The sequence below is a fragment of the Shewanella bicestrii genome (genome assembly GCF_002216875.1).
Classification (GTDB): Bacteria; Pseudomonadota; Gammaproteobacteria; order Enterobacterales; family Shewanellaceae; genus Shewanella; species Shewanella seohaensis.
Genome location: NZ_CP022358.1, coordinates 2,238,847 through 2,254,104 on the forward strand (window position 1 = coordinate 2,238,847; position 15,258 = coordinate 2,254,104).

Annotated in this window: 12 protein-coding genes and 1 pseudogene; 6 read left to right on the forward strand and 7 right to left on the reverse strand. The window is 49.0% G+C overall.

The window, feature by feature from the left end; translation table 11 throughout:
- Nucleotides 1-82 precede the first annotated feature (82 nt).
- Nucleotides 83-2,020 (reverse strand): phytase, encoded by a 1,938-nt coding sequence (locus CF168_RS09795; RefSeq protein WP_089067727.1) that lies wholly within the window; start codon nucleotides 2,018-2,020, stop codon nucleotides 83-85.
- 24 nt (nucleotides 2,021-2,044) lie between these two features.
- Nucleotides 2,045-4,870 (reverse strand): annotated as a pseudogene (locus CF168_RS09800) (TonB-dependent receptor).
- A 651-nt stretch (nucleotides 4,871-5,521) separates the two neighbouring features.
- Between CF168_RS09800 and CF168_RS09805 the strand changes: the two are divergent.
- The 3 genes from CF168_RS09805 (at nucleotide 5,522) to CF168_RS09815 (ending at nucleotide 8,809) form a co-directional block, all read left to right on the forward strand.
- On the forward strand, nucleotides 5,522-6,487 hold the full coding sequence (locus CF168_RS09805) for a diguanylate cyclase domain-containing protein (RefSeq protein ID WP_089067728.1): 966 nt from the start codon (nucleotides 5,522-5,524) through the stop codon (nucleotides 6,485-6,487).
- On the forward strand, nucleotides 6,487-7,695 hold the full coding sequence (locus tag CF168_RS09810; protein ID WP_089067729.1) for an AraC family transcriptional regulator: 1,209 nt from the start codon (nucleotides 6,487-6,489) through the stop codon (nucleotides 7,693-7,695). The genes CF168_RS09805 and CF168_RS09810 overlap by 1 nt, the downstream gene beginning before the upstream one ends.
- A gap of 331 nt (nucleotides 7,696-8,026) precedes the next feature.
- On the forward strand, nucleotides 8,027-8,809 hold the full coding sequence (locus CF168_RS09815) for a CLCA_X family protein (protein WP_089067730.1): 783 nt from the start codon (nucleotides 8,027-8,029) through the stop codon (nucleotides 8,807-8,809).
- Between the two features lie 10 nt (nucleotides 8,810-8,819).
- Here CF168_RS09815 and CF168_RS09820 read toward each other — a convergent pair whose 3' ends face one another.
- Nucleotides 8,820-9,776, reverse strand: a complete 957-nt coding sequence (locus CF168_RS09820) for a hypothetical protein (protein ID WP_089067731.1) — start codon at nucleotides 9,774-9,776, stop codon at nucleotides 8,820-8,822.
- A 254-nt stretch (nucleotides 9,777-10,030) separates the two neighbouring features.
- The gene (locus tag CF168_RS09825) at nucleotides 10,031-10,852 is read right to left on the reverse strand and encodes an MBL fold metallo-hydrolase (protein ID WP_089067732.1); all 822 of its coding nucleotides are present in this window, start codon (nucleotides 10,850-10,852) and stop codon (nucleotides 10,031-10,033) included.
- A gap of 229 nt (nucleotides 10,853-11,081) precedes the next feature.
- On the opposite strand from CF168_RS09825, the gene CF168_RS09830 reads away from it, so the two are divergent.
- The 3 genes from CF168_RS09830 to CF168_RS09840 all read left to right on the forward strand — a co-directional run bounded on the left by CF168_RS09830 (nucleotide 11,082) and on the right by CF168_RS09840 (nucleotide 13,079).
- Nucleotides 11,082-12,251 carry a PepSY-associated TM helix domain-containing protein gene (locus CF168_RS09830; protein ID WP_089067733.1) on the forward strand — a complete coding sequence of 390 codons (1,170 nt, stop codon included), beginning with the start codon at nucleotides 11,082-11,084 and terminating at the stop codon, nucleotides 12,249-12,251.
- Nucleotides 12,251-12,715, forward strand: coding sequence for a hypothetical protein (locus CF168_RS09835; RefSeq protein WP_011622838.1), 465 nt, complete (start codon nucleotides 12,251-12,253; stop codon nucleotides 12,713-12,715). Before CF168_RS09830 ends, CF168_RS09835 begins: the two co-directional genes overlap by 1 nt.
- 97 nt (nucleotides 12,716-12,812) lie before the next feature.
- Nucleotides 12,813-13,079 (forward strand): hypothetical protein, encoded by a 267-nt coding sequence (locus CF168_RS09840; RefSeq protein ID WP_089067734.1) that lies wholly within the window; start codon nucleotides 12,813-12,815, stop codon nucleotides 13,077-13,079.
- 141 nt (nucleotides 13,080-13,220) lie between these two features.
- Here the strand turns inward: CF168_RS09840 and nth are convergent, their stop codons facing one another.
- The 3 genes from nth to rsxG all read right to left on the reverse strand — a co-directional run bounded on the left by nth (nucleotide 13,221) and on the right by rsxG (nucleotide 15,258).
- On the reverse strand, nucleotides 13,221-13,862 hold the full coding sequence (gene nth / locus CF168_RS09845) for an endonuclease III (RefSeq protein ID WP_011626118.1): 642 nt from the start codon (nucleotides 13,860-13,862) through the stop codon (nucleotides 13,221-13,223).
- Nucleotides 13,863-13,928: 66 nt separating this feature from the next.
- Entirely contained in the window at nucleotides 13,929-14,627 is a 699-nt protein-coding gene (locus CF168_RS09850; protein ID WP_011622832.1) for an electron transport complex subunit E, read from the reverse strand.
- Complete coding sequence (gene rsxG / locus CF168_RS09855; protein ID WP_083757899.1) at nucleotides 14,620-15,258, reverse strand: electron transport complex subunit RsxG; 639 nt, start codon at nucleotides 15,256-15,258, stop codon at nucleotides 14,620-14,622. The genes CF168_RS09850 and rsxG overlap by 8 nt, the downstream gene beginning before the upstream one ends.

Sequence of the window (15,258 nt, forward strand, 5' to 3'; positions counted from 1 at the left end):
TCAAGGCAAAAACAAACCGAGCCACTCGGACTCGGTTATCATTCGTCTCGCCAGAACATGCCGATTTCAGTTGGCGAAATACTCAGTTAAGCGATAACTTCTCAACAATACTGCGCCAAGGCAGCCATTTAAAGGATTGATTATTATCGGGTAAATGATTGTGCCCATCCTGTACTACCAGCATTCCCTGTTGCCAAGCTCCCGTGCCGACGCTTAAGTGAGTCACGGCTAAGCCATCGGTTTCACTGCTGCCATCGATACTGGTTTCACGGCCATTTTCCATGCCGTTAAGGTTTATTCCAAGGCGAAACTTGCCTAATTGTGCGTAGGGCGGCTGCGCCTGATACAGCAAATAACTGTTATCGCCTTGGCTGGACACCACCAGCAGATCCTGCTTTTTACCGTGAATAGTCGCGCCTTGGTAGAGTGAAATCCCTTCGACATCGGGAACTAAATCGTCCTCGGCTTTAATGATGAGTTCGCCTTGGGTGCCGCCATTAGCCTTGGCATTAAAGCGCCAAATGCCTTTGTCCTCTTCACCGATAAATAGCGCGTGCTGAGCCTCATCGACCACACAACCTTCGACTTGGCTTGGGGTATGAATATCGCGCACCAGTTTAATACTTGGGCCATTTGCCTGCCAATCGACGCGGTATTGGGCGATGCGGCCAGACTTTTCATTAGCGAACACATACAGGCTATCGGCATCTTGATACAGGCACATGCCATAAATATCCTGCATATTCGTGGCTTGATTGGGATACTCGTTGAGCTTCCCTTCTGCGTCGATTTCATAAAAGGCGAGGCTGTCGTTATCCCTTAGGGTCGCCACCGCGATATCGCGTTTTTTACCGCCCAGCATCACTTGCTGGCGCAGATCGACGTTATTGATACGCCCCGACGGCAGGGCTTGAATCTGCTCGCCACGCATATTAAAGCTCAGTAGCCCCCAACGTTTGTTGGTGCCAAGCACTAGGCTTTTTTCCGGTTGAGTTGGATGCACCCAAATCGCTGGGTCGTCCATGGTATCTCCGGGTCTATCGGATGGCGCGCTTTCAACCCAAGCAGGGATTTCGATAATCTTATCGCTGGACTCGTTATTTGATTGACTCTGGTCTTTAGGCAAGACAGCTTGGCTGAATAAGTACTGATCGGTTTTATCATCATAGAGGGCAAACTGGATTGTCTTGTTGGTGCTGGTTCCGCTTAGATAACCACTGAAACCCTGCACCTTCCCTAAGTTGTAGTTCGCAATAGCCTGTTGATCTAAGGTCATGGCGCCTTTTTTATCGCTTAACAATAACTTGCCATCGATGACTTGCATGCCCGCGATATCATTATTGAGCGCGGCGAGCACCAACTTAGCGCTGTTGTCGGCGAAGGGGCTGGCATCAAATTGCCAGACACCGGCTTCGGGCTCACTGACTAACAGTTTGTCGCCGTCGATGGCGCAGCTGGTGCTGTTGACGGGAATTGCCTGACTGCGCAGTTTTTTCGGCATAAAGTGTCCGGCATCGCCTAACAGCCATTGCTCGCTATAACCGTCTTCGCCACCAAACCACGCGTAGATATTGCCGTCCTGTGGCCTTGGCTGAATACAGATCCAATTGATTTCAAATGACGCCATCGGCAGCAGTGGCAATACATTGGTCGCGACCTTGCCTTCTATCTGTTTGATCATGATAGGGCGAATGCGATCGGCGCGGCGATCGAGCGTTAAAGCATAGGGAGCGTTAAAGGCCAACAGCTCAAACTCGCCTTTGACTAAGGTTTTAGCTGCGGGCAGCGTCGTTTTATCTGCGCTTGGCATGCTTTGTAACATCAAACCTTGCTTTTCACTCACCCACAGCCAATCGACTGCAGGGAATACTGCGTGGTTATCGTTGTTAAACAGCAAGGCTTGGGCTTGGCTGCCCTTATTAGCCGTGACTGAGACGGGTTGAGCGAAGACGCTCAAGGGCGCACTGATAAGGCCTAAGGTGATTGCTATGGCACTAATTTGGGTAAATGCTGTTGTCATATCTTTGTTCTTTTCAATGGGTGATTAATAGTTGGTGTACTGCACGCCTAACTGGAAAGTGCGGCCATAGGCTTCGTATTGGGCGTTGTAGCTGCTGTCACCCGTGTAGCTGTAGTAGGGCTCGTCGGTCAGGTTCACCCCTTTGAAATACACGGTTAAATTGCTGGTTAAATGGGCCTTGGCGACAAAGTCCCACTGCAAGTGATTGTCTTGATAGAGATCGTAGCGCTCATCACTGAGCTCAGTGACTTCCTGTAAATATTCGGATTTATAGGCCGCCGATAACCAGACACTGGCGTAGCTGTTTTCATAGCCAAGCGACAGGTTTGCGGTGAGATCCGATTGGCTTGGCATCGGAATATCACGGCTCAGTAATTGGCCATCCTCCAGCCAACTAATCTTGGCGCTGGAATCCGTGTAGGTGAGGTTAGAGTTGAGCACCAGTGCATTAAAGGGCTCGGGCAAAAAGTTAAACTCTTGCACATAGCTGAGCTCCACGCCGTAGATGTCGGCACTGTCGCCATTGACAAAGGTCACGGCGCTGTGGGCATCGATATAATCGCCACGACCAGCTAAATCTGCCTGATAGATAAAGTTGTCGATATCTTTATAAAACAGCCCCGCCGAAATTAAGCCGATATTGCCAAAATAGTGCTCGAGGCTTAAGTCAAAGTTCATCGATTCGAGCGACTTAAGCTGTGGATTGCCAAAGGTTAAATCGATATCGCCATCATCCTCTTCGAGCAAATATCCCGGCGCCAATTGGCCGAATGTTGGGCGCACTAAGGTGTTGGTCCAAGCGGCGCGCAGCACGGTATTGTCGCTATAGCGGTAAGTGAGGTGCAGTGCGGGCAGCCAATGATCCTCATCGCGCGAATGCTTGATATCGATAAACTCGCTCTTGGCACCATCGTAACCGTAGCCGCTAGAGTCCCATTGATTTTGCTCGAAACGCAGCCCAGTTAAGATACGCAGTTTATCGATATCGATGTGGCCCATCAGATAGGCGGCGTTGATATCTTAGCTGATATCAAAATCGTTAATGGTGGACTCGATATCATCGCGATTGCTGTCGGCATCGAGGCTATCGATTAGCTGCCATAACGGCGCAGCATTGATGCCGCTGCCAAAGCGGCCGAGGTCATAGTCAAGTTCATTGCCCACATATTGACTCAATAACAAGTCTTCATCGCTCACGCCTTGATCGCCTAAGTCGCTGTAGATCCAAATATCTTCGCGATTGGATTTATCGCGGCGGCTCAGCTTGACGCCGGTTTTTAGCTCGACGCTGTAATCCGCAATAGTTAACTGGCGGGTGAGATCCAGTTGACCACTGTTGATGGTGTCTTCGGCCTTGGAGGCGGCGATTTCAATTTCATCTAATTCAAAGTTAGCGTTTTGAAAGTAATCTTCGGGGGCGATAATCTGTGGCTGTTTGGTATTGCTAAAACCCGTGTTATCAATCTTGGCGACAAAGTCGGCGCCAGCGATATCCCGCGGTTTGTCGGCGCTGGCGGTGCTGTGGCTCGCCTGATAGTCAAAGGTCCAGCGTTCGAAGCGGGTTTGACCGCCCAACACAAAGGAGGTGATGTTCTGGTTTTCGGTGCGTGATTTTAATGAGCGAGTGGTTTTGCCTTGGCTGAGGGCATTGGCTTGCTGCGGCGATTTCCACTTGGTTTTAGCGCTGTTACGGGTTTCGGTATCATCAAACTCACTGTAAAGGGTGCGCAGATACAGATCGGTATCATCGCTCGGGCGATAATCGAAGTTCACGCCTATGCCTAAACGTTCACGATTGATTTCATAATCCCGCGCATCGATGGATTCGAGCGCCGCATCCTCAAAGCCGTTATCCCCAGCAAACTCCCATTTACCTCCGGTTTCGACGTTGTCTGAGCCAAAGTCGCGGTTATACCAACTGGCTCCTATGGCTACCCCTAGCTTGTCAGCAAAGATATCGCTGTAGCTGGCGGCAAGTTTGGGATTGGTATTGTCGGTTAAGGTATCTTGGCTCGCCTCAGCGTTGAGGTTGAGATAAGTATCATCGCGATCGAAGGCCGACAGACTTTTAACCTCAATGGCGCCGCCCAGTGCATCGGCATCCATATCCGGCGTTAAGGTTTTACTCACTTCTACCGATTGCAATAGATCCGATGGCACCACATCGAGGGCAACCGCACGGCGATCACTTTCGGGTGAGGGCAAGCGCGTGCCGTTCATCGACACTGAGTTATAGTCCGGTGCCATACCGCGCACGCGCACAAAGCGACCTTCGCCCTGATCCCGCTCGATAGACAGTCCAGGCACCCGCTGCAGCGATTCACTGATATTGCTATCGGGGAAATTCCCCAGCACATCGGCGCTGACTACGCTCAGCACGTTATCGGCGCCGCGTTGGCGGTTCATGGATTTACTTAATGCGCCTTGTTGGCCGACCACGCGGATATGCTCGACATCTTGGCTATTTAAGTTGATGTCTTGCAGTGTGGTTTGTTTATCGCGGATGCTGATCCTATGTTCGGTCGGCATCGCCCCGAGGTAGTTGACCACTAAGGTGTAATCGCCATCCTGCACGCCGACAAAAAAGAAACGCCCATCACGGCCTGCTTGTTGGCTCAAGTTGAGCTCTTTTAAGGTGACGGTTGCACCTGCAAGGGGCTGTTGGCTGCTGTTATCGCGAATTTGCCCCTCAAGTTTGCCTATGGCCAGAGCATTGTGACTCAGGCCTGCGAGCAGCATGGCTAAGCTTAAGGCAGAGAGACGCGACGTGAGACGTTTGTGGACCCTAGCGACAGGATGCGCTTGTTGTGGCGGCAGAGAACCTAATTGTCGAGCGATTGGAAATTGCATCTTGAGTTCCGTTTCAGTTGTTTCAGTTGAGTGTTATTGCAAGCCTTGTGGAAAGGCTGATTTGTAATGGCGGCCAAGTTAGGGGAGCAAAATGTCAGATTTGTGACGGCATCGTTGAGCCGTACGGTTTGGCCCGCTTTTACCGAGTGATATGGCGATTTTGAGCTAAGGCTGAGCCAAAATGACGCTTACAGAATCAGCGCCGAATAAGAAGATGTTGGCTGTTATAGGTCGCTTGCATGATTGAATCATTCAATCCCGTTTGAAGTGAAAATAACGCAATTTTAGAATGGGTTAGAGAGTATTTGTTTAGATTTTGTCTCGTTACTTTAGGGCGGGGTGCGATGATTTTTTGTCCGCGAATACGGCGTAGATTGAGTTCACAGGGACTCAAATTAAGCGAAGATGGCACTTTTCTCGACTCAGCGGAAAACTGCCTGAGCTAATTTGCCGCAGTAGCAGTGCGTGCTGTGAGGTGGGAAGGTTATTTTTGGCTTTAAATTTAATTGGTTATGGATATGTCCTGCATTTTCTATCGTAAAGTCGCGACAAGTGACGTCACCGAGTTGTCACAAAAGCCCGCTAACTTGCGTCCCCATAGTATCAAGGCTTAATTCTCCTTTTAGGGCTTTAATAAACAAGGTGTGTATTTTGGAAACTCCTGCAAAATCATTACGACTCGCCAGCGTCTATGGCGTGAGTCTGCTGATCATCTTTATGGTGCCTTTACTGCTTTGGCAGAGCACCACGGCCAAAACCGTAACGGCGGTGGATTGGTTTGATGTGGTCACCGAGGGCGCCTTATTTGTGCTCGGCATGTGCTGGCTGATGGTGATGGTTTCGGTGCGCCCCTCGGGTAGAGTGACAAATCTGTTGATTGCGGGCCTCTCAAGCTATTGTTTGGGTTGTTATTTGGATTTACTGGACGAGATTTTTATTGTCAAAACCATTCCTGTATATAACTGGTTTGAAAAGATGCCAACGCCTGTCGGGCTGTTGGTGCTGACCTACGGTTTATGGTTATGGCGCGATGAGCAGACCGTCGTCAATCGCCAGCTACAAACTCGGGAGCAATTTCACCGCGAACATCAGTTAACCGACGGCTTGACCTTACTCAATGATGCCAAGGCATTCGAACAGCATCTCATTAGGCAAATATCGCAAAATCAATCATTTGGTCTGATTATGCTTGATGTCGATAATTTTCATCAATACAACGAATCAAACGGCGTCGAAGAGGGCGATAGGCTGTTGTCCCAGTTGGCATTGTGGCTAAGCGCGAGCCTAAGAAGTCAGGATTTAGTCTGCCGTTATGCTGGCGATCGCTTTATCATTCTGATGCGCGGCGCCATTCCGCCATTAGTGAGTGTGATGGCAGAACAGATACAGCAAGGGGTGAGGGAGTTGGGCTGCTCTGTTTCAGTGGTTTGGACGCTACCCTCTCCCAAAGCATTGGATAGGCAGGACAAGCAGAATAGTCCAAAGTCTCAGGCTGCAACTTTGTTGCAATCGTTGAATCAAAAAATATCACAGCAAAAAGCGTATCGCGCCTCAGCGGCGCCTTTCACCCCGCCGTTTCATCCGCGCAGCACCTCAACTGAAAGAGGGCTTAACTAATGCGCGCGCTCGCCACATGGCAGGATAAATGTATCGATAGCCAATTGCTGGTGGCAAGTTTAGTGATGTTGTTTAAGCAGCGTGAACTGGATACTGATAAGTTACTGCGCGGGACGGGGATTTTTATCGCGGATATTCGTAAACCCGATCACCTTATTAGCCCCAAACAATTATCACGACTGCTGGATAATGCGCTCTCCCTGTGGCCAAGTGGCGATTTAAGTTTTTTATTGGGTCAACGTTGGTTGCCATCCCAAAGCGGCGCGCTGACGGCGGCCATGTTTTGCGTACAGGATTTACAGGCATTAAGCCGCGTTTGGCATAAGTATCATTGGCTCACTCAGCCCTGGCTGCAAACTTGGTGCTGCCAAGGCGAGCATGAGTGGCATTATCTCTTGAGTCTCGACTTAGGTATGCAGCGCCATCGGCAATTTTTTGTTGAGCTGAGTCTGTCGTCGCTCACCGCAGCCTGTAAGCAGCTGCTTGGGCAAGCTTGGCGCGGCAGTCTGTGTTTTCCCTACCGCGCGCCGGATAATTTGGCCCATTACTATAAATACTTTGGTACCGACTTAAGTTTCGATGCGCCCCTTTGCCGGATTTCAATGACTAAAGCCCAGTTACGCCAACCCTCATTATTTGCGCGCCAGAGCGCGGCCTATGCCTTATCAACTGGGGAAGAGTGGGATGACAATCTCATTCATGATGGTGTGATTCATCATGGCGCTAGTCATTCTGTGGGTGACTCTCAGGCCATGGCATATCAAGCTACGGCGTCGCAAACTATTGTATCTCTACAGAATAGGCTGGATCAGACGCCAAACATGATATCAGCGCCAGATATCGCTCCAGCGCCGAATATAACCCTCGCGGCTCGCCAAGCGTTGTTAGTACACAAGTTTCGCCTTGGGTTGGCGGGAGGGATCCGCCTTAAACTGATGCGCAGCACTCTTTCCTTGCCAGAGATGGCACAATCGCTGGAGATGAGCCCCGCAACCTTAAAACGCCGCCTGACGGAGATGGGCTTAAGTTACGGGCAACTTGCCGACGAAACGCGTTTGATCCGAGCGCTGTATTTTTTAGCCGAACCCGAGCAAGATGCGCACACGATTGCCAATACTCTATCCTTTAGTGATGCCAGTAATTTCAGGCGTTCCTTTAAACGTTGGACAGGTCAACTGCCTGCGTATTTCCGCTTTTGGTTAGCCTAGCTCCAATTAGCCCAGTCCCCATAAGCCAGGCCCCAATTAGCTTAAACAACAGCACCCCGCAATTTCCCTCCAGACTGATGATAAATAAACCACCCTTATCCATTTTTGAATGACTATTCATTGGTTTGCATAGTTGTTAGAAGATTCCCGAGGGTTATATTTTTATTTATGCAAATGTACGAATAAATACTCAAAATAAATTTTTGTCTGTGTCATTGTTTCTGTGAATATTAAAGCGCCTTGTATCGTTGAAGAACTGGGCTATAAATGCTGTTTTGTTTCACTTAGAATAACCGTCCTCGACCTTTCACTTGCCGTTTTCAGGGATCGCGTGCTAATCCATCAGCAATACCATCGTCATGGCCCCGATTATCGCTTTGGGGAGCAAATGACTTTCCTCGATGTGAAGCAAACCTTTGGTTTTAGCCATGTCCGTGTGGGACGTTGGGTCACGCGCGAGGAGTCATTAATTGCCGCGAATTTGGTATTTGATTCGCTGGCAGATCTTGCCTTTATCCTCAATTTACCGCCGTTGACCTTAGGGTTAAGGCAAACCTTAAGCCTTGCCTTTGGCCATGGTGGGCAAAAGGGTGTGCAGGCACACTATGCGCCAGGGGCGCGAGAATTGGCATTAGCGAAAAATGCGGGTGCTGGGGCGCTGGCCCATGAGTTTTGGCATGCGTTTGACCACTATGTTGCCCCTAAGGCGTTTTCGCGCGCCACAGGGCGTTTTAAGTGCGCCAGCGATCTCTGGCTTGCGGATCAGCCGCTTATCGAGCATCCCCTTAATCACCGTTTAGCTGAGATCTTTCGGGTTACCTTGCTCTCCGAGGACAATTTGGAGCCAAGTGATTACGTGCGCCGCGCAATTGCCTTGGATAAGCGTTATGGCGCGCAGTATTTTGCTAAACCGACGGAAATGATGGCGAGGGCCTTTGAGGCCTGTATCGAATCCTATCAAGGGATCCAAAATCCCTATTTAGTCTCTGGCACGCGCTATTCAGCGCTGGCAAAGGAAGGGGCCTACCCCGATGAGCCACATAGACAACGTATCTTCAATGCCTTGATTGCCTACTTTGAGCCATTAGGCATGGCGTTAGGGAAAACCGGATAAACCTGAGGCGCTAGTCCGTGAGTTGCTGCTGGCAATAGGCGAGCTGGTGGCGAATGGCATCGAGGGTTTGCGAGGCGGCATAATCCATCAGATACCAAGGGCTGATTTGGCTCTCGGGCTGATGATTGAAAAACAGTGACTCCGATGCTTTAAGACTCGATTTTTCAGCAAATTGTTGCCAAATCGCACTGGGTGTAAGGGCGAGTTTGGCTAACTGTTCACGTAGTTGTTGTTTTGTTTGCTCACTTACGTTTGGCGTAAGTGTGGATTGTCTGAGTAAATCCAGTTGGCCGAAGGGATTTTCAAATCGTTCGTTTCGGTCAGTGTGGCGAGTTGGTTTACTCTCTGCGCCATCAGTCTCACAGGCCTTAGGCATGCTCTCCCACGGCGTTAAGGTAAATTCAGGCCAATCGATACGCTCGTATAACAGCGTTTGGGCGATTCTTCTCTCTCCAAGCCAGTTGTGTACCATACAAGGCAAATGAATGTTGTCTGGCAAGTCGATACTGCGCTGTAAGCTCGGCAACAGCGACATCCGCTGAACTTGTACCTTTTTGGCTAATGACATCATTAACACGACTGTGGTTAGGCCCGATGAAGGCCAACAGCCGAGGGAAGGGGTGAGATCGGTTGCGACTTGTGTCAGAGCCTTTGCCAATTGCACGCCTTGGGGATGACCTTGCACTTCGAAGGCATACTGAGATTCGGCAAAGCCACCATTGGCAATATTGACCACTTGGCCATGGGCGGATACATCTTCGGGGCATTGGGTGCCATTAAAGATAAAGGTGAGACCTTTGTTTGCGGGTTGCCAGTCGCCTGAAGCGTTACCGATAATGGTGGCCTGCTCAAGCTTGAGCTGCTCGGCTAATGCGCTTAACGAAATCCTGGGTTGTGGCTCAGCCAATTGACGGTGCATATGCGTATGTGATTGAGGCGCATCGGCTAAGGGCTGTGGATAGGACATACTCGCAAGGACTCTGTAAAACAAAGAGGCTAATTGTACTGGAACTTCCCCGCTGACTAAAGGGCTATTCCCTATCGATGCTCTGTAGATTCATGAATAAAATTTCACAATAACAGTACGTTAGACTGTTTTATTAAGGTTTGATGGGGAGCTTCACGTTTAAACAGACACTTGCAACCTGATGCCATCGAACGCCTTTTTGAACTCATTATTTAGCGTTTTTAGTGAGTTAACTAAATGGCTCACTGAATGATTTAGTTGCTATTGGTTGGCGTGCTAAGACGCGCTTTTTCAATCACGCTAATGGTTCTTTCGATAAATTTCCTTAAAGCCTTTGGCGGTAGAAAAGGGGATTTATCCTCCTGATTAAAGCGTGCAATAAGGGTCGCGACCTGTTGATGTTGAATGATGTCCTCCACACTTTTACCCGCATCTAGCTGGGCTTCAATCAATTGTACCCACTCGTTGGTGTTTTGCTGAAAGCTGCGAAGTGATGCTTTATTACTTGGCTTACCATGTCCCGGCACGATAAGGCTGTCTTCATCGCCGAGACGTAAAATGTGGTTAATTGCCGCATTAAAGCCGCGTATGCCACCAGCATAAAATGTGGGGTGCCAGCTGTTATCGACAATATCGCCGACAAATAGGCTGTTGCTTTGCGGATGAAAATAGATCCTGTCGACGGCAGAATGGGATGAAACTTGGATGGTCACTATCTCTGCCAAGAATGGCTGCGCTGAGGCTAGGCTTTGTGTTGGTGCTAAGCTGGCACCTTGTTGGATAAAATATTGATTACCGCCGGTATGATCGGCGTGTTCATGGGTATTCAAGATAAATTTAACGGGTTTGCCATAGAGGGATTGAACGGTGCGACTTAAGGCATCTAAGTGTTCATCCCCAGGCATAGGGTCGATAAGCACCAAGCCCTCGCTCGTTGATAGCACACCGATATTGGTGCCGTAGTCCACACCCTTCAATAGCTGTAGTTGATCGGAGACTTTTTCAACACTGATAGTATCGGCGTTGGCTGTAAAACAGCATGTAACAAAGACGAGGGGAGCTAATGCTTTATACATGTAGGCAAGCCTATGATTAAGTGTGAGTGTTGAAATCTATACGCATCAAATCTTTTCGCATCAAATCTATACGCATTATTAGCGTCAGTCAGCTGTCTCGCCAACTCTCACATCTGCTTAATTTGTGACAAATCTTATAAACCTATCGTATTATCAATATATCGTATTGATAACAATTCGTATTAACCTTACACTATCGGGATTCTAAAAGAGGTAGGAACAATCCCCCATGGCGAAAATAAGTAATCGCTTCTGGTTTATGTTACACGGTTGGGTATCTTTGCCCATCTGGATTTTATTCAGTTTTATCTGCTTAACGGGCACGGTTGCCGTACTCAGTCATGAATTGACTTGGCTGACCAACCCAGCCGCCCGTGCGCTAAATCCAGATGAGCTGCCCGCGAAACCCGTCGATGAATTAATGCTGGTGGTCGAAAAGGCCTATCCGAATGCGCAGGTGATGGGTGCTATGACCTTTGAGCCTTACTTAGTCAATGCGATTACCTTTACTGATGCCGATAAACCTTATGCTATCGCCTATGTGAATCAATATACGGGACAAATTCAGCAGATCAACGAAGGCCTAACTTTTATTGGCTTTATGCGTTCCTTACATGGTTGGTTATTGTTTCCTTGGCAGAGCGGTTACAGCGTCGGCTATTACCTTGTTTGCTCTATGGCACTCATGATGCTCGCCTCATTGATTACTGGGTTAATCGTTTATAAGCGTTTTTGGCGCAGCTTTTTTGCACCCAAACTTAGACTTACCCAAGGGAAGAAGACCTTACTCTCTGATTTGCATAAATTATCCGGCGTCTGGTCGATTTGGTTTATTGCGATTATGAGCCTGACTGGGCTGTGGTATTTAGTTCAAGCTATCTTCTGGCATGCGGATATTGATATCGAGCCCCATGCGCCTATGATTGCCTCCGAGCAAGTGCCGCTGATGCAAGCGGGTGATACGCAACTGCCAAGCGCCAATGTTTCTTTTACTGAGGCCTTAAGTTTAGCTAAGCAGCGCTTCCCCGATTTTCAACCAAGCTATGTGATGCTGCCTGAGCATCAACGGGATATGTACCATCTGAGTGGTAGTGGCGATCATATCTTCTACGATCAATATTCCTACAATCTCAGTATCAATCCGTGGACGGGTGAGATTGCTAGCGCAACCTCGCCAGACACCATGACCGGCATGCAAACCTTAATGCATATTGCCGATCCGCTGCATTACGGCACCTTAGGCGGGATTTGGACTAAATTGATTTGGTTCTTCTTTGGGCTAGTGCTTTCGGGGATGTCGATCACCGGTTTTATGATGTGGGGATTACGCCATGTCCGTGCCTTTAAACAGGCCGAAAGCAAAGACTTAGCCGCAGATATGTTAGGGGAGGCACGCTAATGGCATCATCGGTATTTTGGTTAAAACATAAATACAAGCTCAGTGGTTTGATTTTGATCTTACCCTTAGTGTTTCTCTATCAGTCGCTTAACCCGAGTTTTCCACCCGCGTGGCCGAGCCAGCAATTAGGTGAATTTAAAATCGCGCCAATGCCGTTAGATTTAAAGGCACCTTATAAGCACCACGATGATTACGTTAAAGATTTTATGTTGATCTTTGAACAGGGCAATGTGGCCCATATTCGCCAAGGTTATGCCAATATCGGCCCAGAGGCTCTGCCTTTAGAAGCCCTACAAAAAGGCGAAAATGGAGTGTTGCATGGCAGCAAACATGGCCAGCATGTGCATGCGATTACTGGCGCTAAGTTAGCGGCAACGGACAGCTTGTGGGTGTCGATTCAAAATTGGCAGGGTGAATGGTTGGTTAGCCAATGGCCCGTACCCGAGGCGGTGTTAGTTCAGTAATACCGTTCGCAAATTGTTTGCAGTAAAGTAGCCCTCAGGTGCAAACTGTGCCTGAGGGTTATTTTTTATCGGATAGGCTGACTGCAAAGGATTGGATATGGAATTTACGAATGCAGAACTTGCGCTAATCACTGCCGCGAAACAAAAAGTGCAAATGGCGCAGCGGGTGCGAGTTGGGGTTATTATTTTACTTATCTTAGGCACGCTTACGCTGCTGGCAGGATTTTGGAGTCACCCGTACGCGATTTATATTGCCTTTGCGCTGGTGGTCTTTGCGGTCGCGCTACCTCAGTTTGGCCGAGGGCCAAAATATGAAGAATTGCTCGCCCTATTGCAGCAAAAAGCCGCTCAGCAAAACGATTAATCTGCACCACAGTGCTAATCACAGTGCTTAGAACGGTGCTAAAACAGCGCTAATAACAAAAGGGCTTTCAGCAAGATTGAAAGCCCTTGTTGCTTGTTCATTCCGTTAGTTAAAGCGTTGAACGACAGTCTTGTGGCGCTTTTATTCTTCGGGATAGACCTTTTCCTTAAATTCGCAAAGGTCCTCAATAATGCAGCTACCACAACGGGGTTTGCGCGCTAGACAGGTATAGCGGCCATGCAGAATAAACCAGTGGTGTACATCGACTTTAAATTCGGCGGGAACAACCTTTAACATGCGCTCCTCGACTTCGACCACATTTTTACCGGGGGCGAATTTAGTGCGGTTTGCCATGCGAAAGATATGGGTGTCGACGGCGATGGTCGGCCAGCCAAAGGCGGTATTGAGCACCACATTAGCGGTTTTACGACCAACGCCAGGAAGCGACTCTAGCGCTTCTCTGTCCTCAGGGACTTCGCCATTGTATTTTTCAATCAAGATCTCACAGGCTTTAATCACATTGATGGCCTTGTTGTTATACAGGCCAATCGTCTTGATATATTCCTTTAATCCATCCACGCCTAAGGCATAAATACTGTGGGCGGTATTGGCGACTGGAAACAGTTTATCGGTTGCCTTATTCACGCTCACATCGGTCGCCTGCGCTGATAAAGTCACCGCCACCAGTAATTCAAAGGGACTGGAGAAATTCAGCTCGGTTTCGGGTTTGGGATTGTTTTCGCGAAGGCGGGTGAGGATTTGGATACGTTTTTCTTGATTCATAGTGATCCTTGGAAGTAGTGGGTTTAACGCTAAACCCACCACTTAAGCTGTTATCTCAATAAGGGCTTAACTCACTTTGGTGATCCGTGCCCGTGTCACGCTTGGTTGTACAGCCGCTTCGGGTTGACGCTCTTTAAGCTTTTTATCGATAACGTTTTTCAGGGCGATAAGTAGGCCCATCACAATAAAGGCGCCAGGCGGTAACATCGCCAGCAGGAAGGGGGTATCGACTTGCCATACCTGAATCGTTAAGGCTTTAGCCCATGGGCCGAGTAGTTGGTCGGCGCCATCAAACAGGGTGCCTTGGCCGAGAATTTCGCGCGTGGCGCCAAGAACCGCTAAGACTAAGGTAAAGCCAAGCCCCATCATCAGTCCATCGAACGCAGCGCTAAAGGCATTATTACGGGAGGCAAATGCTTCTGCGCGGCCAATGATAATGCAGTTGGTCACAATCAGCGGCAAGAAGATCCCTAAGGACAAATACAGACCATAGGCGTAGGCGTTGATCAGTAGTTGCACCGCCGTCACCAGCGCCGCAATGATCATCACAAACACGGGGATACGGATTTCCTTAGGCACATAGTCACGTACCAACGAGACTAAAATGTTTGAGCCTATCAGCACCAACATAGTGGCGACCCCAAGCCCGAGGGCGTTGGTGAGGGTGGCCGTTACGGCTAACAGGGGGCACAGGCCCAGCAATTGCACTAAGCCTGGGTTGTTTTTCCACAGTCCTTGCCAGGCAATTTCGCGATAATTAGTCATGGTTGGCCTCACAATTCAGAGGTTGGCTGAAAATCTCTGCTTGATGCTGAGTAAAGTACCATACGGCGCGTTTAACCGCTTTCACATAGGCGCGCGGTGTGATTGTCGCGCCGGTAAATTGGTCGAAATCACCGCCGTCTTTTTGCACTTGCCATTGCTTATCATCTTCTGATTTAAGCACTTTACCGACGAATTGCGTCACCCAGTCGGATTTACGTAAATCGATTTTATCCCCAAGGCCTGGGGTTTCTTGGTGGGCGAGTGTGCGCACGCCTAATACTTCACCTTGGGTATTGATGCCCACAATCAGCTTAATATTGCCGTTGTAACCATCGGGGGCAATGGCTTCTAGGGCGATAGCAACGGGTTTACCGGCAGCTGTGGCGATATAGGCGGGCATGGCATCTTCGGTGCCGAGCGCCTCTTTATCCTGCAACAGGGTGCATTGCGCGGTCAGCTCATTGTCATGGAGCTCATCAGGGATCAGCTGATGCAGCACGCGCATCAATTCCTGCTGCTCTTGCTGCTTAATTTTGTCTAAGGTCTGTTGATTGACCACTGCGACTAAGCCCGTGCAGAGCAGGGCAAATAGCGCAAGTAACAGACCATTTTTAATCATTGGATTATTCAC